Annotated in this window: 17 protein-coding genes; 13 read left to right on the top strand and 4 right to left on the bottom strand. The window is 44.8% G+C overall.

Annotated elements, in window-relative coordinates; genetic code table 11:
- The first annotated feature begins 91 nt into the window (after nucleotides 1–91).
- The gene (locus tag ACHZCY_RS04935; RefSeq protein WP_319548046.1) at nucleotides 92–985 is read left to right on the top strand and encodes a hypothetical protein; all 894 of its coding nucleotides are present in this window, start codon (nucleotides 92–94) and stop codon (nucleotides 983–985) included.
- Nucleotides 986–1,005: 20 nt separating this feature from the next.
- Here the strand turns inward: ACHZCY_RS04935 and ACHZCY_RS04930 are convergent, their stop codons facing one another.
- The 3 genes from ACHZCY_RS04930 to ACHZCY_RS04920 form a co-directional block, all read right to left on the bottom strand.
- Nucleotides 1,006–1,515: an NUDIX domain-containing protein gene (locus tag ACHZCY_RS04930; protein ID WP_205222328.1), complete on the bottom strand. Its 510-nt coding sequence runs from the start codon at nucleotides 1,513–1,515 to the stop codon at nucleotides 1,006–1,008.
- Between the two features lie 303 nt (nucleotides 1,516–1,818).
- Nucleotides 1,819–2,604: a CoA-transferase subunit beta gene (locus ACHZCY_RS04925; RefSeq protein WP_319548045.1), complete on the bottom strand. Its 786-nt coding sequence runs from the start codon at nucleotides 2,602–2,604 to the stop codon at nucleotides 1,819–1,821.
- Nucleotides 2,605–2,668: 64 nt separating this feature from the next.
- Nucleotides 2,669–3,748, bottom strand: coding sequence for a CoA transferase subunit A (locus tag ACHZCY_RS04920; RefSeq protein ID WP_319548044.1), 1,080 nt, complete (start codon nucleotides 3,746–3,748; stop codon nucleotides 2,669–2,671).
- Between the two features lie 1,156 nt (nucleotides 3,749–4,904).
- On the opposite strand from ACHZCY_RS04920, the gene ACHZCY_RS04915 reads away from it, so the two are divergent.
- From ACHZCY_RS04915 to ACHZCY_RS04895, 5 genes are all read left to right on the top strand, one after another.
- Nucleotides 4,905–5,477: a cob(I)yrinic acid a,c-diamide adenosyltransferase gene (locus tag ACHZCY_RS04915; protein ID WP_319548043.1), complete on the top strand. Its 573-nt coding sequence runs from the start codon at nucleotides 4,905–4,907 to the stop codon at nucleotides 5,475–5,477.
- Nucleotides 5,474–6,139, top strand: coding sequence for a ferredoxin--NADP reductase (locus ACHZCY_RS04910; RefSeq protein ID WP_319548042.1), 666 nt, complete (start codon nucleotides 5,474–5,476; stop codon nucleotides 6,137–6,139). The genes ACHZCY_RS04915 and ACHZCY_RS04910 overlap by 4 nt, the downstream gene beginning before the upstream one ends.
- Before the next feature lie 622 nt (nucleotides 6,140–6,761).
- On the top strand, nucleotides 6,762–7,469 hold the full coding sequence (locus ACHZCY_RS04905; protein ID WP_319548041.1) for a hypothetical protein: 708 nt from the start codon (nucleotides 6,762–6,764) through the stop codon (nucleotides 7,467–7,469).
- Nucleotides 7,462–9,168 carry a VC_2705 family sodium/solute symporter gene (locus ACHZCY_RS04900; RefSeq protein WP_319548040.1) on the top strand — a complete coding sequence of 569 codons (1,707 nt, stop codon included), beginning with the start codon at nucleotides 7,462–7,464 and terminating at the stop codon, nucleotides 9,166–9,168. Before ACHZCY_RS04905 ends, ACHZCY_RS04900 begins: the two co-directional genes overlap by 8 nt.
- 70 nt (nucleotides 9,169–9,238) lie before the next feature.
- Entirely contained in the window at nucleotides 9,239–10,036 is a 798-nt protein-coding gene (locus tag ACHZCY_RS04895) for a tetratricopeptide repeat protein (protein ID WP_319548039.1), read from the top strand.
- Between the two features lie 178 nt (nucleotides 10,037–10,214).
- Here ACHZCY_RS04895 and ACHZCY_RS04890 read toward each other — a convergent pair whose 3' ends face one another.
- Nucleotides 10,215–10,529, bottom strand: a complete 315-nt coding sequence (locus tag ACHZCY_RS04890; RefSeq protein WP_319548322.1) for a thioredoxin family protein — start codon at nucleotides 10,527–10,529, stop codon at nucleotides 10,215–10,217.
- 77 nt (nucleotides 10,530–10,606) lie between these two features.
- Between ACHZCY_RS04890 and ACHZCY_RS04885 the strand changes: the two genes are divergently transcribed.
- The 7 genes from ACHZCY_RS04885 to ACHZCY_RS04855 all read left to right on the top strand — a co-directional run bounded on the left by ACHZCY_RS04885 (nucleotide 10,607) and on the right by ACHZCY_RS04855 (nucleotide 20,892).
- Entirely contained in the window at nucleotides 10,607–11,590 is a 984-nt protein-coding gene (locus ACHZCY_RS04885) for a histone deacetylase family protein (protein WP_319548038.1), read from the top strand.
- Nucleotides 11,591–11,614: 24 nt separating this feature from the next.
- Nucleotides 11,615–12,265, top strand: coding sequence for a CBS domain-containing protein (locus ACHZCY_RS04880; protein ID WP_205222335.1), 651 nt, complete (start codon nucleotides 11,615–11,617; stop codon nucleotides 12,263–12,265).
- Between the two features lie 12 nt (nucleotides 12,266–12,277).
- Nucleotides 12,278–14,395, top strand: coding sequence for an acetate--CoA ligase family protein (locus ACHZCY_RS04875; RefSeq protein ID WP_205222336.1), 2,118 nt, complete (start codon nucleotides 12,278–12,280; stop codon nucleotides 14,393–14,395).
- 66 nt (nucleotides 14,396–14,461) lie between these two features.
- Complete coding sequence (locus tag ACHZCY_RS04870) at nucleotides 14,462–16,339, top strand: GNAT family N-acetyltransferase (protein WP_319548037.1); 1,878 nt, start codon at nucleotides 14,462–14,464, stop codon at nucleotides 16,337–16,339.
- Nucleotides 16,340–16,709: 370 nt separating this feature from the next.
- Nucleotides 16,710–18,755, top strand: a complete 2,046-nt coding sequence (gene uvrB, locus ACHZCY_RS04865) for an excinuclease ABC subunit UvrB (RefSeq protein WP_319548036.1) — start codon at nucleotides 16,710–16,712, stop codon at nucleotides 18,753–18,755.
- A complete protein-coding gene (locus ACHZCY_RS04860; RefSeq protein ID WP_319548035.1) occupies nucleotides 18,748–19,437 on the top strand; it encodes a lysophospholipid acyltransferase family protein in 690 nt (229 codons plus the stop codon). Before uvrB ends, ACHZCY_RS04860 begins: the two co-directional genes overlap by 8 nt.
- 39 nt (nucleotides 19,438–19,476) lie before the next feature.
- Entirely contained in the window at nucleotides 19,477–20,892 is a 1,416-nt protein-coding gene (locus ACHZCY_RS04855) for a cobyrinate a,c-diamide synthase (protein WP_319548034.1), read from the top strand.
- Nucleotides 20,893–20,903 lie beyond the last annotated feature (11 nt).

Raw genomic sequence — 20,903 nt, 5'->3', positions numbered from 1 at the left:
GGGCACCTTCGATCAGTTACAGTTTCGAGATAATTATATGCCGGGGAGTTTACGATCTCCGTGATCATCGACCATTTTTTTGGGGGAGAATATGTCGGAAATACAGACTGGAAACACGAGAAGTTCACTGTCTGATTTTCTCACGATAGGACTGATACAGACGACAACCAATGCTCAGGTTGCGTGGAAGAATTATCCAAAAATGACTCCTGCTGAGTCAGATCATGTCTGGAAAGAGATTCGGCATGGGTTCCATATTCTGTCTGAGATGGATGAACCTCCGCAATTTACTATTCTTCCCGAGTTGGCAGTGCCACTTTGCTTTCGTAGTCGATTGCTGGACATGTGCAGAGAACTTGGTTCAATCGTGATTGCCGGTATGGATTATACCCTTGACCACGGAAATAAGATCGTAGGGAATCAGGCCCTGGTTATAGTTCCACAAGAGTGGCCGAAGAACCGGACCAGTAAACGTTGCAGTACGTTTTATTTCGGGAAAACGTACATGGCCCCTGCAGAACAGCTTGGCATCGGACAATCAGGGTTTGATTTTAAAGCCGATCAGACCATTTGGATGTTTGATGCCGGTCAATTCGGGCGCATTGGTGTTTGTATCTGTTATGATTTTATGGATGTTGAAAGATACATGGTTTATCGGGGAAAAATTCACCACCTTTTCGTTCTTGCCTATAATCGTGATATTGAATCATTTAGCCATTTGGCAGAGTCGCTTTCAAAGACCGTTTTCTGCAATGTGGTTATTTGTAACACAGGTTTTTATGGAGGATCCCTTGCCGTAACACCCTATTATGAACCTTTCCGCAGAACACTATACCGTCATGAAGGAAAAGACCTCTTCGCTGTTCAGGTTGTCCGGCTTCCGGTCGCCGACCTTGATGCTGCCCAGGAAGGCAACACTGAATATTACCTGGATGCAGGGGGAAGTCCGCGTCGTCAGTTTAAGAATTTGCCTCCCGGCTATTAGATCAAATTTTTCGCTTAAAATCAATATTTTGAGTTGGAGTGCAGGAATTGCTGATACTGCTGATGCACAAACAAAACACTCAGCAGCGTTTTTGAATCTATTATTTCATTATTGGATACCTTTTCATACAGTTCCTGAAACGGCATTTTGACCTGCTCAATATATTCCGATGCATCCTGTTTGGTATTTCCGGAATGTATTGGATCGAGCCCAAGAAAGAGAGTGATAAACCCGGTAGAATATCCTTCGGCATGAGCATATTTAACGATTTTATGCAAACGTTGGGGAACATACCCTGTTTCTTCTTCGCATTCTCGCCTAGCTGCCTCTTCCTCACTTTCGCCTTCATCAATCAACCCGGCTGGAATTGAGATAAGTGTCCTCTCTATTGCAGGGCGCGTTTGTCTGACAAGATGAATATTCTGGTCATCGTCTAACAGTAAAACCGCAACAGCATCGCGTACCCGCACTATTTCACGGGTGGCTTCCCTTCCATCCGGAAGGTGGACATCCAGCCGTTCAAGTTGCATATATTTTCCAGAAAAAAGAGAGTGTCGATTTACGATTTTTTCAAACGAGGAGTCATTATTCATTTATACAAATTCAGGGTGGAGGGAAGATTAAAAAAGGCTTGTAAGCAATTATTCGAATAGCGCATTGTCAAAGAAAAGGATATTTGACAAAGACATCTAAATTAAGTGTGTTCAACCCGTTTTTACTTTTCATGACCTAAGGCATGAAATTGCACATAAACAATAAAAAACGGCTGAAAGACATATTGTCTTTCAGCCGTTTTACTTTACGCCAGAGTTTCAGTGTTAAACTGAGTGGAATTATTTTTTAACAACACGCTTCAGGAAATAACCATCGGGATCGCACTCGTCTCGAAGCAACCGCAAATCTTCTTCTGTAGGCTCTGCCATTTCTTTAAGATCTGGTGAAATGAGCAGTTCAAAACCGACCTTTTCTTGAATATCCGCAGGTGTTAATCCTGGCAGAACCTCAAGCAACATCATTCTGCGAGTATCTTTGTCATAGCCAAAGAGCGCTTCATTGGTGATGACGCGGTAAGGTCCGGAACCGTATACACCAGCTTTTTCCCTGTAATCAGGAGAGCCGTCACCGTATCCGATACTGGTGACAAATTGCAGTTTTTCTGTAAATCTACGTTTTTCCAGTGCCATAATAGCAATGGTTTTTTCACAGTTTGCAGACATCGCACCAGCACCACCACTACCAGGGAAGCGAACTTTGGATTCACTGTAGGTTCCACCCTGGAATGTAGAGTTCAGGTTACCGTACATATCGATTTCCGCACCGCCAATAAAGGCGTAATCGGAATATCCGCGTTGGGTTAACTCAAAAGCACCGCATAAACCTTTGGCATAAAGGGCTTTACGGAATGCTTTCGTATCACCAACAGAAAGCGGTAAGCCCTGCTCAAGTATAGCACCAAGAGACCCAGCCTCGAAAATCATTTGCAGTTGCGGGGCATGCGTCAATTGAGCATGCAGAGAAGCGATGATTGGTAGTCCTGTACCAACAAAAACTACGGTTTCATCCTCTAAGACCTTCGAACCGGCGTACGCAATCATTTCAAATGGACCATAATCAGGCATTATACATCCTCCTTAAGGTTACAAGCTATTAGATAAATCTTGTGTTTTTGTTGTATGTTGCGCGTTAGTCGATCAGAATCGGCTGAACACCGTCGTTTTGTTTCATCTCCTTGATTTTGCTGTAAGGACGTGTGGCGAGAAAGTCGTCAAACGTTTCACAACCGAAGATATATTTGTCAAAGTAAGCTTGCATGCCGTCTTTGTTGCCTGTTTTTCTGAATTCATCACATCCCTTTCTGAATTCAAGGATCTCCGGCATGTCAAACCAGTTATACCCATAAACTGCACCTGGATATGCGCCTAATGGTTGCTCGACAACTGCATCTACGATCATGTATGGGATTTCTGTCAAGTTAGGATATTTGCGGATGCTTTCGTTAGGGATTACCTGCTCAACTGTCAAAATTGTGTGGTTAGCGGCCATTGCAATTTCAGGACATGTACAGAGTGCACCGAAAATTCGTGCATTACCGTGCATATCGGCAACCTGGGTATGGATCAGGGCAACATCAGGGTTGCATGCCGGCACCAAGTAAATATTTTCGTTGGTGAATGGGCATTTAATCATTTTACCACGGTTTACCAGTTCCATATCACTACCACCATGGTCACGGGTAGGGATAAACGGAAGACCTAAGGAGCCAGCTTTAAAACGTGCTGACATACCATAGTTGGTGTAATCATCGACAAGAATTTCTCCACGGCTAACAAGATAACGGAAAATTGGTGCAATACCAATAACCTCATATCCCCACCAAGCCATTTCAACACGCTTCACAGAGACGTGATCCGGATCCAGAATCATGGCAGCTGCTAACAATTCGGCACAGATTGAGTTGGACTGCATGGAAAGAGTAATGTCTTTGCAGCCCTGGCGAATGATTTCATGAACGGCAGCAACCGGTGTTCGGGTGTTTACGAAACCACCGAGACCGATGTTCATGCCATCTTTAACATACTTTGAGACAGCTTCTTTAAGGGTTGTTCTTTTATCGTGCAGCCCTTTTTTCTTACCGACTGCTGCTTTCCGTGCTTCTTTTGGAGTAGGCCCCCAGTACTCAAATGGGACATCGCGTTTTTTGAGCTCTTCTTCTCCGAGTTGGCTGACGTTCTTGATCAAGGAACTTGCTGTCTCCGTCATCATGATCTCCTTACGCTGCTAAATTAATAAGATTTTACCCATGCCTTATTTTTACATCAAAACCGATTATGCAGTTAGCGAGGTTAACAGCAGCTTCGCAACAATAATCGGGTTATGATCTCCTCTCAAAAGTCTAATGCTGCAGCAAAAAATATAAAATAATACAAACGATATTGAAATTCGTTTTAATAAGCTGGTCGAGTAAAGCAAAACTAAATGCTCTCCGACCAGCGTCGCATCCGGTAACGAACATTGATCACAGAATCGTTCTGCGAACAATCTTATACCTGATTTTATAAATCCTTCAATCGAATACTCCAACCTGCTGATTATTATTTATAATCCTATAAAAAATAGGTCAGTAGATTAGTTGTGAATTAATATAGTATTGCAGTATCAGTACAGAATTAGCAGAGAAAAAAACAAAACGGATTTTTGTCATATTTGCAGAACGAATCTACTTCTGAGGAACAGGTAAACAATAATTTCGTTTTCTCAAAGCCCTTTTTATTATGGGTAAAAAGGGCTTTTGGGAAAATAAAATTATGTCCTCGGATATGACGCCAGGTATTGCCAAAAAACACCTCAAAAACCACCCGCTGCATAATTTACTGTTTTGATAGTCAAAAATTGTAAAAAAGACAGGCAGGCGTTCTGCAACTCTGACAAAGACCCAAAAAACCTTACACTCCCATTGGGCTTAATCTACCTGCTAGAATCCTCCTATTTTAAGTTAAGGTTTTTGTCAACTTAAAAATAAAGAACCTATTGTTTTCCCTCATACTTTTATTACGTCATTGTACCTTATATTAAGAAGTTAAAAACCAACGGCTCGTGTATCTAAATTGCTTATGCATCTGTTCAGTTTGTTTGAATTGGGTTGGTTTTTCGGCTTATATTTTCGATAATTTTTAGTTAAGTTGTTGTAATGTTGAATAATATTTTTTATTAGAAGCTAGGAAGGTCTTTTTAGGGACAAAAAGAGAGTGTAAAAGGCAGATAACAACTTAGAAAAATGAAGATTGTAGGTGATTCCTGGTGAATATCACCTCGGATGTGTGGTAAATGCAAAAAACAGGCGTTGTAAATATAAAAGATGCTATGTGAGTAAATTGCGAGAGTGGGCGAGCAGGAGACAACACGAAACAAGGAGAGAGAAATGAAGGTGTATACCGGTGGTGGGGATAAAGGAAAGACAAGTTTATTTTCTGGTGAACGTGTTGCGAAGTATAGTTTGCGCATCGATTCCTATGGTGATCTGGATGAGTTGAATTCTGTTATTGGCGCAATTCATTCCCATCTACCAAAGAATACCGAAAGCATAAAAAATGAGTTGTTGCATATTCAGGCCCGATTATTTCAAGCAGGTGCTTGGCTTGCTACTACTCCGGAGTCTTCTGCCATTGATTTTTTAGAAGAACTTGAAGAGTCCGTCGTCAAAGATTTGGAAAATAAAATAGATGAGTTAACAGCAGAATTGACACCACTTAAGGAATTCATCCTTCCTGGAGGAACTCCAGGTGCTTCCTGGGCACATATTGGCCGCACTGTTTGTAGAAGGTGTGAACGAAAAGTTACGCAACTGGTTGAAGAGGAAAAAGGAAGTAAAATTGATAGTGCATTACAGGTTATTTTAGTCTACCTCAACCGCCTTTCAGATTATTTGTTTGTTGTTGCCAGGTTTGCTAATAAGGCTGAAGGTAGACCTGATCAAGTATGGCGACAACCATGAAAAAAGGCAGGTCTAATTTTGTAGTAACTCTGGAAAAACGTAGGTGGTTGTCTCAGGACACCTATGAAGTAACTTTCAATAAGCCTGAGGATTTCTTTTTTCGCAGCGGCCAGCATGTAATTTTTCATATGGGCGGGGAAGAGCGTGATTATACTATGGTCTCGCCGGAAAATGACAGTTGCTTGGTATTTCTTGTTAAAGAAATGAAGGGAGGGGTGGTCAGTAAGCAACTTGCTGAAATTCCCATTGGTACGGAATTGAAAATGACCGGACCTGGTGGATATTTGGTCGAAAGGCCGACTCAAAAACAACGAGTGCTTGTAGCAACAGGTACTGGGATAGCTCCTTTTTGCTCGATGATAGCCAGTGGTATGAATGCTGCTTTTTTGCTATATGGTGTACGCAATCAAGAGAGTCTTCATTATAATAGCCTTTTTGAAGGAACTACGCTTCATTATATAAAATGTTTATCTGCTCAACCTTGCATGAAAAACAGCAGCACATGCTATGATGGGCACGTGACTGGTTTTATCAAAGATATCTTGCCGGTTGGTCAATATGAATTCTACTTGTGCGGTAAATGGGATATGATAAAGGATGTTACTCACGTCATTGATACCCGTTTTCCTGATGCAAACATATATAGCGAAGGGTTTTACTAAACACAGATAGAAATTTAATTATCCCTTCGCTGATGCGTTTTTCAGGGGAAACGTAAATGTCTCCTTTTGGTGACGGTAAAAGACTCGGTTAACCTGTTATCGATGCTCCGTATTGATTTTTTCTTTTATTATTATATTGGATAAATACAAAACAACCCTTGACTGTATCGGGTTTGGTTTGGTATAGAAAATGTACCAATGACACATAGGCGCCTTTAAGGGGGATAAAATTCAGAGTAAGTCGGGATGCTCATAGGTTAATTTTGGAGTCTCAAAAGATTCTATACCAAAAAAATTTACCTGTTGGTTATTCCGGTTTTTCGGTTTTTGTCCCGTCCCATCTTTATAGGTTCCTGTCCTATCAACAACACTTCATCAAGGAGGGTTCAATAGGATGTATTCTTCGACGTACATGCATTCCGTATGTACTTTTCACTGGATAACTTTGCGATACATAGCGGTTATGGGGGCTCATTGCTTCGTTCTTCGATCCGGTGGCTTCTTATGCCCGATTTCCGGCATTATTACTCCTCTGTTTTTTTTTAATTATTCCAATGTTTAATCAATGATCAATCAATGATCTGCAGAGAGTGAAACACATCAACACGTTAGGAGGCGATTGATGGACGGAACAACAAATTATGACATTAATTTTTTTAAACCCAGGACAGCCTTTCTCAAAGAAAATGTCCGCATCATCACGATCGGTATTACCATCTGGGCAGTATGTGTCTTTGGATTTCATATTTTCATGAAAGTGATCGAAAAAAGAACTCCGGAGCCTGGGTATCTGATTTATGAGCAGGTGTATCCTAAGTTGACCGACGGTACCGCCACGGCTGAGGATAAATTGAACATTGCCAGGGTCTACCTCGGATTAATCGGCAAATCAATTGATCTGCAGAAAAATGATGCCTTGAAAGGGGCCTTTACGGCAACGGTCTATGATGTCCTTCCTTCTGCTGAGAAAGAGGCCTTTAAAGCTGCAACTCTCACAAAAACGAACAAAGGTGTTACCGGTGTCGCAAATGTTGCCAAGCTGCTGGGGATTGAGGACGACATCGTTCTCAAGGGCGTAGTCCCCTTTGCTCTGGTGGCTATGGAAGGCGCTGTTCCGCCTATGACTGCACCGGAAATCCCAGCAATAATGGAGAAGTACCTCATTCATTTCCAGTCATTTTTGACAGACACAAAATTGTTTGGCTTTCCTTTTCATTATTTTTATTCCGCGATCTTTCTTTTAACTCTTTTTAATCTCATATGCCTGATTTACTGCTATGTCATTGATGGTGTCATGAAGAAACACGGTATGGAAAGCGATAATGAATAGGAGAACCGATACAATGATGAAAATGAAAAAAACTACGTTGTTTTTTGTGACACTTGTTCTAGGGTCGCTCCTGTCTGTTATCCCGGTTTTTGCCGCCAGTGGGGCAAACCTTGAGGGGGGCTTTAAACTCGTACCTGCGCTGATTTTGATTGCGATGATTGTTTTGTTTGTAAGCATTGGCTTTTTGAATAAGGCCGAAGGAACGAGCGATTATTATGCTGCAGGTAGATCGATCTCCAGTTTCGGTTCAGGGATGGCTATTGCCTCGAATTGGATGAGTGCAGCCTCGTTTCTCGGGATGGCTGCCATCATGTATGGAAGTGGCTATCATGGATTGTCGTACGTCGTAGGGTGGACAGGCGGCTATGTGTTGTTGTTGGTCTTGATGGCTTCTCAAGTCCGTCGTTTTGGTAAGTATACAGCCACTGATTTTATCGGAGACAGATATTATTCCAATGGTATGCGACTGGCTACCGCAGTTATCGCTATTTGTATTTCGTTTAGCTACTGTGTCGGTCAGTTTGGTGGTATCGGCATCATGTTTAAATGGATTCTCGGCATTAACTACACCTGGTCCGTACTTATTGGTGCATCTGTTGTTTTAACATATACCTTGGTTTCAGGTATGCTTGGTGTTACAAAAAATCAACAGATTCAGTATGTTATTCTTATTATAGCTTTTTTGATACCATCTTTTATCCTTACCTTTAAATTTGATTATTTTTGGCTCATCCCGCCCATTGGATATGGACAGGTTGTTTCTGATATAGTCGCAGGTACCGCAACCCCATTTGTCAGTTCTCTTGGGCACCCTATGGCTACTGTTCCTACACCTGAGTTTGCAATGCCTTGGGATCCGGCAACTGGGAAAGATTTTTTTCAATGGATGGCAACCTGCTTTGCCTTGATGATCGGTACTGCCGGGCTACCCCATGTGATCCAGAAATTTTATGTTGTTCCTAAGCCGAGTGATGCACGCTGGTCGGTCACCTGGGGCCTGTTTTTTATCTGTATTCTTTACTGGACGGCGCCGCTTTATTCCGCTTTTGGTAAAATTCTGTCCTCCAACCCAGAAGTCGGTGCTTTGGCCAAGGATGCTATTGTGGTATATACGGCACAGCTTGGTTCAATTCATCCGCTGATTGTAGGTTTTCTTGCTGCCGGGGCAGTTGCAGCCGCGTTTTCAACGGTTTCCGGTTTGTTGGTAGCTGGATCATCTGCTTTTTCTCATGATATATATTTTGGCGTTTTTAATCCTCAGGCAACAGGCGAACAGCAAATGCGGATGGTAAAGCTTGCAACCATAGTGATGGCTATTGGAGTCGCAGGTGTATCGTTGCTCAAGCTTGGCCTCATTGCTCAGCTTGTGGCGGTTGCTTTTTCTCTTGCTGGGTGTACCATGTTTCCTTTGTTTCTTATCGGTATTTGGTGGAGTCGTTCCAACAGGGCTGGAGGTATTGCCAGTTTAACCACCGGAAGCTTCATTTCCCTGGTTGTTATTGCTTATTTTATTGCAGGTAAGTATGGCATCAGTCTTCCGGGTAAGGACTTCATGAATTATTGGCTTAACCCATGGTATTTCGCTTGGATAGCCGGTCCACTTGCCGTAGCGGCTAATATAGTGGTCTCTCTGATGACGGCTCCGCCGCCACTTGAGGTGCAGAAGCATCTTGCAGAAACCGTTCATGGTGTGAAATAAATCCACACATGAGATAACTTCTATTTGCCTCTGCTGCATATTTGCAGTAGAGGCTTTTTTTTATTGATAAATGAAGATAATTTCCGCTTTTCAGCGCCAATCGGGCATCGTTAAAGTTTTGTTGAGCACTCTGCTCGTGGTGATTTTTATATGCGTATATGCAGTGTTTCATTACGGACGGATAAACAGCGCCGAGGATCCTCGGGTAAGGGAGGCGCGGGAACTGCTGCTCCAGTATGAAAAAGGGATTGCAAGCGACCAGTATGGAACGGCTCTGAGCATCTTAAAGGCCATGGACCTGATTTACCGGAACACTGATGGATATGAGCAGTCTTTTGAACGCGGCGTGATTCTTAATAACATGGCTTCTGTTCATCTGGTTAAACTAGAGACCGGTCTTTTAAGCGACGTGGCAATCGATCGTGAAGTTATGCTCGAAACGCTTGAGACTGCCGAAAAATATACCCGTCAGGCCATAAGGCTATATGATCGATGGTTGACTGATATGGGTGAGATGACCCGTGATAAAGTCGAGCAAACGGTACGTCCTACATTTGCTACCGGAGACCCGGCTTTAGTGGGTGTTGATGTGGAAAACGTTATCCAGAAGAGAGTGGACGACATCATGCTGGCTCAGCTGGAAACCATCCGCAGACTCTCTGTTACCTATACAAATCTGGGCGTGATTGAGCGATACAAGGGTAATTTGGAGGAAGCGAAAATGTGTTATGAAAAGGCGATAGGACTATGGGATAGGAATTATACGGCTAAGGACAATCTTAGTGTGTTGTTAAACCAGCCTGTAAACAAACGATCAATCATAGATCGCCTGTTTCCGCCTGAGAGGGCGGCCGAGTTAAACCGGTAAGAAATGTTAGAGTGTCTCGAGTAATGAGATTTTTCAATCAAGATCAGGCAAATCTTGCCTTCCAGGCATGCTGGAATTTGCTTGCCACTGAGGAGGGAAATGTGGCATGATACCGATATTGTGGGGAAAAGATGTTGATCGAGATGCTTGTAAGTTTTTCTTGTCGGAAGATACACTTTTATGTACCGGCCGCCAGGAAGGATCGAATTTGTTGTTCTGTAAGAAAAACACCAGACAACCTTTTGTCGTTCTCCAGGATAAGGGTAGGAATCATGGTTACTTTATTTTGTAAGCTCATCAGGGGATGACGGACTACGTCAATCGGGAAAATTTCAAGGTCTTTCCGTTGCTCGGTAATATGGTTGAGGAGCTTCTCGGTGTGGCGACATCTAGGGCAGAGAGAAGATTTAAAGAAGCGAACGCAGGTTTTTTTTTGTGTCATTTCAGTTGGGTGATCAAAGAATTGTTTGTACTTTACAGGGGTTGCGTTAATAGTATTATTTCAATAAAGAGGCTCATCTTGTTTTCTTTAAGAAAATTGCCTTAGGACATTAACAAACAATTAACCATATGGGAAATGACATCTCTGTTACTCTTATCAGTGACCCGGCTTACAGTAAACATGATACCGGCGGTGGGGAACATCCTGAAATACCGGAAAGGTTACAGGTCATTGCAGATGCTCTACAGGAAAGCTCTTTAGGCCCTTATTTAAAATGGGTATCACCCAAGCCGGCCACCCGTTCGCAATTACTTGTTTTTCATACCGAAGGTTGGTTGTTTCGCTTTGAGGAGGCTGTGTTAAAGGGGAAGACTTATATCGATCATCCTGATAATCAGGTTGGATATGAATCCTATGATATTGCAACCCTTTCTGCAGGAGCCGGACTTGTAGGGGTAGATAAGGTTGAGGCAGATAGTGGGACCGTCGTATTTGGGTTGAACCGACCTCCCGGTCACCATGCAGAACCCAATATGCCTTTTGGGTTTTGTTTTTTTAATAACTGCGTGATCGCTGCTCGCTACTGGCAGGAGCAATATCATCGTAAACGGATCTGTATTCTTGACTTTGATGCCCATCACGGCAATGGTATTCAGACTGCTTTTGAGGAAGATCCGGATGCCGCCTATATTTCCATCCATGAACATCCCAGTTTCAGTTATCCCGGAACAGGATGGCCGGAGGAGAATGGGCTCGGAGCAGGGAAGGGAACCTTGCTCAACTTGCCCCTCCTTCCTGGAGCAGGCGATGAGCAGGTGAGAGAAACCTTTGCCGCCATTGTTTCTTTTCTTGAACGATTTCAACCGGAGGCTCTAATTGTCGGCGCAGGCTTTGATGCCCATGTCGACGATGATATGTCAGGCCTCGCTTTTTCAACCGATATATATTTGGAACTAGGAATGTTTGTCGCAGAGTTAGCTCACACTTTTACTCAGGGGAGATTGCTCTCTTTGCTGGAGGGTGGGTACAATATCGAAAAATTAGGGAGCTGTGCCGCCTTGTTCCTTCAGGGAATTGTCAGGTATCGGCAGGAACATAACCCAGGTTTGTAAAGGATTAGAGGAGTAAATAATACAATGTTTGTTCATTATTACATGACACCAACTCCCATTACCATCGGGCCTGAGCAAACGGTTCCCGAAGCGATCGAGATACTCAATACCCATAAATTTCGCCATATTCCTGTGGTGGACGACAATGGAGTATTGCTGGGCATGCTGACTGACCGGGATTTGCGTTCTGCGACCCCGTCCACTGTAGCACGAAGCAAGGAACGCCGGAATGTTGAACAAAAAGTAAACAATACGCCGGTTTCAGTGGTTATGTCCGTTGATTGTCTCTCACTGAACCGTCTGTCAACCCTTGATAGAGCTCTTTTGCTTCTTCAGGCTGAGAATGTCGGCGCACTTCCTGTGCTTAACGACAGTCGCCAGGTCATAGGTATTTTTTCGGCGATGGATTTAATGAAGGCCTATCGATTTCTTTTTGGGCTGGGAGAAAAAGGATCCGCACTGGTATCCATTGAGGATGACGGTGATGCAGAGGCGTTAAGTAAAATAGTCAAGGCGATGGAGAAGACCCATGTTGCTTTTACCCGTCTTATCAGGGCTAAAGGGACCGAACAGGAACCACCAATGATTTATCTTCGCATAAATACCTACAATATTCGTGCTGTACATAAGGCTATAGAAGCAGCCGGATTCACCATTCATGTCCCTAAACTCTAAAAGAGGTCTGTTGTGGAAAGACTATTCTATCCTCAGTCAATAGCAGTCATTGGAGCATCTAAAACTGTCGGAAAGGTTGGATATGAGGTTCTGAAAAATATTGTCAACGGTGGATTTGAGGGGCCGATTATCCCGGTAAATCAAGCGGGAGGGGAGTTGTTGGGACTCAAAGTGTATCCTGAAATTAACGACTACCCCGACGCAATAGATATGGCTGTCATAGCTGTACCTGCAGAACAGGTACCTGATTCGGCAAGGTCGGCTGTGTACAAGAAGGTGACCGCAGTGGTCGTGGTTGCATCCGGGTTTAAGGAGAGTGGGGTCAAGGGGAAGGAGCTGGAAGAAGAACTGGTACAGGTTTGTCGGCGGGGGAATGTGCGTCTTCTGGGGCCGAACTGTCTGGGCCTGATCAATACTGAAAATAATCTCAATGCGTCTTTTTCTAAGCGGGGACCTAAACCGGGAAGCATGGCCATTTTTTCCCAATCAGGTGCATTGTGTACCTCCATGATGGACCTTGCTGAAAGCCGGGAATTAGGGGTCTCGAAATCAATATCCATTGGGAATAAAGCCGATATAACCGAAGTGGAAGTGCTGGAGGCGCTTACCGAAGATGAACAGACAAAAGTCATCGTCGGTTATCTTGAGGATATCAGCGATGGCGATGGTTTTGTTAAGGCCGCAGAAGCGGCTAGTACCAAAAAACCAGTGGTTATTTTAAAAGCAGGCACAACTGCTGCCGGGAAAAGGGCTGCATCCATTCACACTGGTGTGGTCAGTGGCAAAGATACAGCCTATGGGGCGGCCTTTAAACGTGCCGGCATTTGCCGTGCAGACACATTTGAGGCCTTGTTTGATTATTCTGCAGCTTTGGCCATGCAACCCTGCCCGAAAGGCAACCGTGTTTTTATCATAACTAATGCTGGGGGACCAGGAACCATCGCCGCTGATGCTGTGGAGAAGGAAGGGCTCGAAGTTGCTGGAATAAGCAGTAATCTGAAAACAACCATTCAACATATTCTTCCTGCCGCAGCCAAGGTGAATAATCCCATTGATGTCTCTGCTGATGCCGAGCCTGACGATTATGCCAACCTGTTAACAGAGGCATTAAAAGATGAAAGTGTAGATGCGATTCTTTTTCTACTTGCACCACAGTATTTGAAGCACCCTAAAGATACAGCGCGAATTATCGCTGCAACCCAGGATTTCAGCAAGCCGGTACTTGCCTCGTTTCTTGGCGGTGATGATATGATGCCCAGCAGAACGGAAATGGCAGCAGGAAGACTGCCCTTCTACGACACACCGGAACGTGCTGTGGCTGCACTGAGGACAATGTATAACTATGGGGCTTGGAAAAACAGACCAGCCAGGCATGTGGTTAGGTTTCCAGTTAATCGACGCCGTGTGGAAAGGATTATTACCAGAAGGCAGCGAACCGGTAGATTGCGTTTGGGCGAGGTCAAGTCTAAAGATATTTTAAAAGCCTACGGCTTTTATACCCTGGAAGGGAGGTTAACCGTCAGTCCTGAGCAAGCGGTGGAAATTGCCAAATTTATCGGCTTTCCGGTTGCAATGAAAATTGTTTCTCCCAACATTGTCCACAAATCTGATATGGGAGGGGTGAAGCTGAACGTCGGTTCCGGTCAAGCCGTTGCTGATGCCTTTGAATTGATGATGTTACGGATTAAAAAGCATGCACCGGAAGCACATATTGAAGGCATATATGTGGAAAAAATGGCTGAAAGCGGAATGGAAGTGATTCTCGGTATGACCCGTGATCCTCAGTTTGGGCCCATGCTTATGTTTGGTCTTGGTGGTATTTTCGTGGAAATGATGAAAGACGTGGCCTTTCACCTTGCACCTATTACCGAAGAAGAGGCGGTGCAGATGCTGAAAGCCACACGTTCCTACGAACTGCTAAAAGGGAAGCGAGGTATCAAGGAGGTGGACATTAATGCCATTGCTGTGTGTTTGCAGCGAATAAGTCAGCTGGCTACCGACTTTCCACAGATAAATGAAATTGATATCAATCCGCTCATTGTCGGGGAACTCGGCAATGAACCTGTTGTTGCAGATGCAAGAATGACCTTTGCGACTTCTGTACCATTGCGCCCCAAAACAAGCTGGTAACCCCGACCCGGATGAGCAATTCGGGATAGAACGCAGCGAATTCTTCCTTTTACTTCTAGGAACACCATGGAATACGATACCGATTGGCAAGAAAAATACAGCGATATGATCTCGACTCCAACCAAGGCGCTTGCTCATTTGCGGCCGGGACAGAGGGTTTTTATAGGGACAGGATGCGGCGCGCCGCAAATGCTCATTACTGCCATGACCAGGCGGGCAGGGCAATTGGCTAATGTTGAGATTATTCAACTCATCACCAAGGGAAACGCTCCCTATGCCGAAAAAAAAATGACCGAATGTTTTGCTATTAACGCCTTTTTTATCAGCTCTAATATTCGCGAAGTTATTCAAGAAGGACTCGGTGATTATACCCCTATTTTAATGTCCGATATTCCCGATTTGTTGAATACCGGAATCATGCCCATAGATATTGCGCTTATTCAGGTAACGCCGCCTGATAAGACAGGTAAGGTCAGTTTGGGAATATCGGTGGATATTGTTCGCAGTGCTGCTGACAATGCCTCTCTGGTTATTGCAGAGGTGAATCCAAATATGCCATGGACCCACGGCGATACCTTGGTAGATGTTTATGATCTTGATATTTTAGTCCCTGTGGACCACCCAATCCTTGAACGCCAGGTAGACCCACCCAACGAAATAAGCAGGAAGATAGCCAGGGAAGTAGCAGCGTTAATTCCCAATGGTTCCACCATCGAGCTTGGTCTTGGCCGTGTACCCGGGTACGGACGAATTCCACAGGTGGTCATGGAGTTTCTCCATGAACGAAAAGATATCGGATTTCATACGGAAATGATTTCAGATACTATCATCCCGCTTATCGAATCCGGTGCTGTTACCGGGGCAAGGAAAACCATAGATAAAGGGAAAATCACGGCCAGTTTTTGTATGGGATCAAAGAAACTCTATGATTTTATCCATGATAATCCTTTGTTTAGTTTTCGACCGACCGAATATATTAACGACCCCGCCGTGATTGGTAAGCAAAAACGAATGGTGGCGGTGAATATGGCCCTGGAGGTGGATTTAACCGGCCAGGTTTGCTCTGATTCCGTGGGTGGCAGTTTCTATTCCGGTATTGGTGGCCAGATTGATTTCAACCGCGGGGCTTCTAAATCTGAGGCGGGGCGAGCCATTATTTGTCTACCTTCTCTTGATGAATTCGGTACCGGTTCGCGGATAGTCACCACCCTCCGCCCTGGATCAGGGGTGGTCATAACCCGTGGTACTGTTCATTATATAGCGACCGAATATGGTGTTGCCTATCTTCACGGCAAATCTATCCAGGAAAGAGTGATGGCATTGATTTCTATTGCTCATCCGGATTACAGGGAGCAACTGTTTAAAGAGGCGGTTGATGCCAAATATCTTCGGCCTGATTTGGCCCGCTTCGGCAGCCGTTTCTTCGTGCCCGGTGAGGAGGCCATGATAGCAGCCTACCTGATGCCTGACGGCACCAATGTCGCTATTCGTTCCATCCGGCCTACAGACGAGCCCCATATGCGCGATTTGGTTTATAATCTTTCCCAGGAAACCATCTATTACCGGTTCATGAGTAACCAACGTTTTACCCACCGCCACATTCAGGATTTTGTCTACATTGATCACCGTCGTGATGTGTGTATCGTCGGCACCATTCCCGAAGCAAGTGGTGATCAGATTGTTGCCGTCGGCAGGTATTACCTTAATGAAAAAACGAATATGGCCGAGGTGGCCTTTATTGTACGTGATAACTGGCAAAACAAGGGATTAGGTACCTTTTTCTTTCAACACCTTATCAAAATTGCAAAAAGAAACGGTATTGCTGGTTTTACAGCCGAAGTCTTACTTGACAATAAGCGGATGCAGAATGTTTTTAACAATTCAGGGTTGAGGGTCGAGAGCAAGATTGAAGAAGGTGTTTATAGTTTTGATATGGAATTTTGAATGTGATCCTTGTGGTGGTTTCGGGCAGGAGAGAATACACAGTCAACAACGTGGCCTGAATTTTCATGCACAGTGTGTTATTCGACGTTACATTGAGTTGCTTATTTTCACAATGTTCGTCATAGTTCAGGCCATCCGGCATTATTTTTTTCAGTGTTTCGGCAATAAATATAAGCAGCTGACGGAGTCTTCGCTTACCCGGAGTCTTCGCTTACCCGGAGTCTTCGCTTACCTATTCATTGCTAAAAAAATGAACCTGACGCCGCCTGAACTGACGAGAAATCCAGGCCGGGCCAGTTGCCTTTCTCGCAAATAGCTTGTATCTTCCTCCCTTTCTTTTTACGCACTGAAGCATAAGGCAACGGATACCGTGAGTAGCCAGCATTACAATACTGATACACCTTTTGAGCTTGTTACCGACTTTACTCCTTCCGGTGATCAGCCGGCAGCCATTGAAAAATTAGTGACCGGAATCAATGAAGGGGTTCGGGACCAGGTTTTGCTCGGAGTAACCGGCTCCGGCAAAACCTTTACCATGGCGCAGGTGGTTGCCGCTATCCAGCGACCGGCACTGGTACTTGCTCCTAATAAGACCCTTGCCGCCCAGCTTTTCTCCGAGTTTCGTGAGCTTTTTCCCAATAATGCAGTGGAGTATTTTGTTTCCTACTATGATTACTATCAACCGGAAGCCTATATCCCTGCTTCAGACACTTACATAGAGAAAGACTCGTCCATAAATGATGCTATTGATAAGATGCGTCACTCAGCCACTCGATCGCTGCTAACCCGTCGGGATGTATTGATTGTGGCATCTGTATCCTGTATTTATGGTCTTGGTTCGCCTGATGAGTACAAGAATATGCACCTTTTTCTTGAAGTGGGGGAAGATTACCCTATGGAGGAAGTGCAAAGGCGGCTGGTTTTTATGTTGTATGAACGGAATGATATTTCCTTCCACCGGGGAACCTTCAGGGTTCGTGGCGATGTAATTGATATTTTTCCTGTACATGAAGATAATTTTGCTGTCAGGGTAGAGTTTTTTGGGGATACTGTTGAGGCCATTTCCATTATCGACCCCTTACGAGGAGTGGTGGTGGAAGATGTACATGAAACAACTGTTTTCCCTGGTAGCCACTTTGTTACCAGCCAGGACAATCTGACCACTGCCATGCGGTCTATCAAAGAGGAACTTCGATTTCGCTTGGAGGAGCTGCATCATGATAATCAACTGGTAGAAGAGCAGCGGCTGGAACAACGAACCATGTTTGACCTGGAAATGATTGCAGAGCTTGGTTATTGCAATGGCATCGAAAACTATAGTCGACACCTGACAGGTAACGCGCCTGGGGCCCCGCCTCCCAACCTGCTTGATTACTTTCCCGATGATTATCTTATGATTATTGATGAGTCGCATATTGCGGTACCGCAGATTCGCGGTATGTATAATGGCGACAGGTCAAGGAAACAAACTCTGGTCAACTTTGGTTTTCGCTTGCCCTCAGCACTTGATAATCGGCCCTTGCAGTTTAACGAGTTTGAGAAAAGGGTCCATCAGGTGGTCTATGTATCGGCCACACCGGGAGACTATGAGCTTGACCATGCCCAAGACAGGATTGTTGAACAATTAATTCGGCCGACAGGATTACTTGATCCCCATATTGAAGTGCGTCCGGCTTCTACCCAGGTTGATGACCTGTTGGAAGAAGTTCGATTACGCGGCAGTCGTAACGAGGCTGTCCTGGTGACGACCTTGACCAAGAAAATGGCGGAAGACCTGACTGAATATTACGATGAATTAGGGGTCAGGGTGAGGTATTTACACTCTGATATTAAAACCCTTGAAAGGGTTGAGTTGATAAAAGCTTTGCGCAACAGAGAGTATGATGTGCTTGTCGGGATCAACTTGCTTCGCGAGGGACTTGATATTCCGGAGGTTTCGCTGGTCGCTGTTCTTGATGCCGACAAAGAGGGATTTCTTCGTTCCGAACGTTCTCTGGTGCAAACCTGTGGGCGTGCAGCCCGAAATGCTCAGGGACAGGTCATTTTATATGCTGATAAAGTGACTCGGTCCATGCAGTATACCATTGATGAAACAAACCGGCGCAGATCTATCCAAGACGCATACAATAAGGCGCATGGTATAGAACCGACAACCGTTATTTCCGGTATCAAGGATTCCATTGTAGAACACTTGAAAGCGTCGGGATGGGAAGAAGATATAGAGGGTATAGCTAGCGATAAGCTTGTTACCGCCGAGTCGTCCACCGTGTATCATACAGTGGACGAACTGCAAGCAGAGATAGTTCAATTGGAAAAGAAAATGCTTGAAGCCGCAGAAAAATTAGAATTTGAGGCGGCGGCAGCCTATAGAGATCAGATTAATGCCTTGAAAATGCTGGAGATTGAAGTTGGCTGATTTTTGGTACAGAATATCAGTACGGGTAGTGCCTAGGATTTTTGTAGGGTTGACCAAGGTGTGGTTCGGAACCTGCAGAGTGCGCGTTACAGGGACTGAGCACCTTGAAAAATGCGCTGCGGCAAGAGCTGCAGTGGCAGTGTTTTGGCACTATTCCTTTGCCTATTTATTTTATTATCTCAGAAAGTTTCCGGCGGCTGCCATGGTAAGTGCCAGTCGCGACGGTGAATATATTGCTGAAGTCGCCAGACTCATGGGACATATTCCTGTCCGAGGCTCTTCCAATCGGTTTGGAATAAGGGCGTTGCGAGCTCTTATTGCAGAGGTGCAGAGGGGGCATAATGCAGCTATTGTGGCTGATGGCTCGCAGGGACCGGCAAGGAAGGCCCAGGCTGGTTGTATTTTGGTGGCAAGTAAGTCCGGTGCTCCCATTTTGCCGATTGTCTGGTCAGCCAGCCGTTACTTTGCCTTTAAAAGCTGGGACCGCACAGTGGTCCCCCTTCCTTTTTCCACAATTTTTGTGCGCTATGGAGAACCTGTAAGTATTCCCGCAGATATTAAGGGAGAGCAGGTTGAAGAATATCGTCAAATGTTGGAAAAACAACTCAACGATTTGTATGATCTCGCCTGGGGCGAGACCGGGCAACACTCCCACGACGGTAAGGAAACACCGTCATCATGATTTTTTCAGATCAACTTTACCTTTATCTAATGTCTTATTATGCGATCTTCTGCCACTGCCCAATGCCGTGAAGTAAAGAGTCTTATTGTTGCCGGTTTAAGCGGTGGTTCCGGAAAATCAATGGTCAGCGTCGGCTTGACTCGTGCCCTGCTTGACCAGGGATCTACTGTTGTCCCGTTCAAAAAAGGCCCTGATTACATTGACGCCGGCTGGTTGACAGCTGCAGCTAAGACCCCGTGTTACAACCTGGACCCTTATCTTATGTCTGCTGAGAGTGTGCTGCATAGCTTTCATACTCATCTAGGGCAGAGTGATTATGCAATCATTGAAGGCAATCGAGGTTTATACGACGGGGTCAATGCAGAAGGGCAGTTTTCCACCGCAACCCTTGCTAAACAGCTGGATCAACCGGTACTTTTGGTGGTGAACTGTTCCAAAACGACCCGAACCATCGGAGCTTTGGTACTTGGTTGTTGCGCTTTTGATGATAATGTCCGTTTTGCCGGGGTCATTCTTAATCAAATTGCTACCCCACGCCACGAATTTATTATTCGACAAACCATTGAAAAATATACACCTCTGTCTGTGCTGGGCATCATGCCAAGGTTGAAACAGGATGTTTTTCCCATGCGACACCTGGGGGTGACGCCGCTTCAAGAATATGAAAATGCTGACGAGGCAGTCTGCACTTTGGCAGATTTGGTTCGCTCTAACTTTGATCTGGAGGAGCTTACTGCAGCCATGCGTCGAATACCTAGGAGGCCTGTAGCAGGAGTATCCCCGGATGTACGCACCCAAAAAGATGTCGTCATTGGGGTGCTGCGGGACATGGCATTTCAGTTTTATTATGAAGAGAATCTTGAGATGTTGAAAAATCAAGGAGCGAAGTTGGTAACCATTGATGCCATCTCCAGTAAAACTCTGCCCGACAACCTTGACGGCTTGTATATTGGAGGTGGGTTTCCTGAGACCAGTGCGAGGCAGCTCGCGGAAAATAGATCTTTTCGTGAGTCTATCCGTATGGCAGCAGAAAGTGGGCTTCCCGTTTATGCAGAGTGCGGTGGGCTCATTTATTTAGGAAGATCAATCTGCATGGAGGGAAAAAAGTATCCCTTAACCGGAGTCTTTCCTGTTGAATTCGGGCTGTCAGTTAAACCGCAGGCCCATGGGTATTCAGCATTTACGGTTGAAGGCGACAATAGTTTTTATCCTGTTGGTACGGAGATTAAAGGTCACGAGTTCAGGTATTCAACTGTTGAGCGGTGGGACGGCACTGATGATGATCTGGTACTCAAGATGGAAAGGGGAACAGGGTTTATTAACGGACGAGACGGTTTAAAGAAACATAATGTGTTGGCCATGTATACCCATGTGCTTGCTCCTGGAACTCCGCTTTGGGCTGAAGGGCTACTTAAAGCGGCACGCAAATATCAGCAACAAAAGTTCGTTAGGTGAAAGAGCAATGA

Source organism: Desulfogranum marinum (genome assembly GCF_963675105.2).
GTDB classification, from domain to species: Bacteria; Desulfobacterota; Desulfobulbia; order Desulfobulbales; family Desulfobulbaceae; genus Desulfogranum; species Desulfogranum marinum.
Note: the sequence above shows the minus strand (reverse complement) of the source record. Positions and strands in the feature narration are given on the sequence as shown.

Coding starts and splice junctions, on each gene's coding strand:
- ACHZCY_RS04915 (WP_319548043.1), top strand. CDS start 4,905: ATGAAGGTGTATACCGGTGGTGGGGATAAAGGAAAGACAAGTTTATTT.
- ACHZCY_RS04870 (WP_319548037.1), top strand. CDS start 14,462: ATGGAATACGATACCGATTGGCAAGAAAAATACAGCGATATGATCTCG.
- ACHZCY_RS04885 (WP_319548038.1), top strand. CDS start 10,607: ATGGGAAATGACATCTCTGTTACTCTTATCAGTGACCCGGCTTACAGT.
- ACHZCY_RS04905 (WP_319548041.1), top strand. CDS start 6,762: ATGGACGGAACAACAAATTATGACATTAATTTTTTTAAACCCAGGACA.
- ACHZCY_RS04920 (WP_319548044.1), bottom strand. CDS start 3,748: ATGATGACGGAGACAGCAAGTTCCTTGATCAAGAACGTCAGCCAACTC.
- ACHZCY_RS04930 (WP_205222328.1), bottom strand. CDS start 1,515: ATGCAACTTGAACGGCTGGATGTCCACCTTCCGGATGGAAGGGAAGCC.
- ACHZCY_RS04910 (WP_319548042.1), top strand. CDS start 5,474: ATGAAAAAAGGCAGGTCTAATTTTGTAGTAACTCTGGAAAAACGTAGG.
- ACHZCY_RS04935 (WP_319548046.1), top strand. CDS start 92: ATGTCGGAAATACAGACTGGAAACACGAGAAGTTCACTGTCTGATTTT.
- ACHZCY_RS04880 (WP_205222335.1), top strand. CDS start 11,615: ATGTTTGTTCATTATTACATGACACCAACTCCCATTACCATCGGGCCT.
- ACHZCY_RS04895 (WP_319548039.1), top strand. CDS start 9,239: ATGAAGATAATTTCCGCTTTTCAGCGCCAATCGGGCATCGTTAAAGTT.
- ACHZCY_RS04900 (WP_319548040.1), top strand. CDS start 7,462: ATGAATAGGAGAACCGATACAATGATGAAAATGAAAAAAACTACGTTG.
- ACHZCY_RS04855 (WP_319548034.1), top strand. CDS start 19,477: ATGCGATCTTCTGCCACTGCCCAATGCCGTGAAGTAAAGAGTCTTATT.
- ACHZCY_RS04925 (WP_319548045.1), bottom strand. CDS start 2,604: ATGCCTGATTATGGTCCATTTGAAATGATTGCGTACGCCGGTTCGAAG.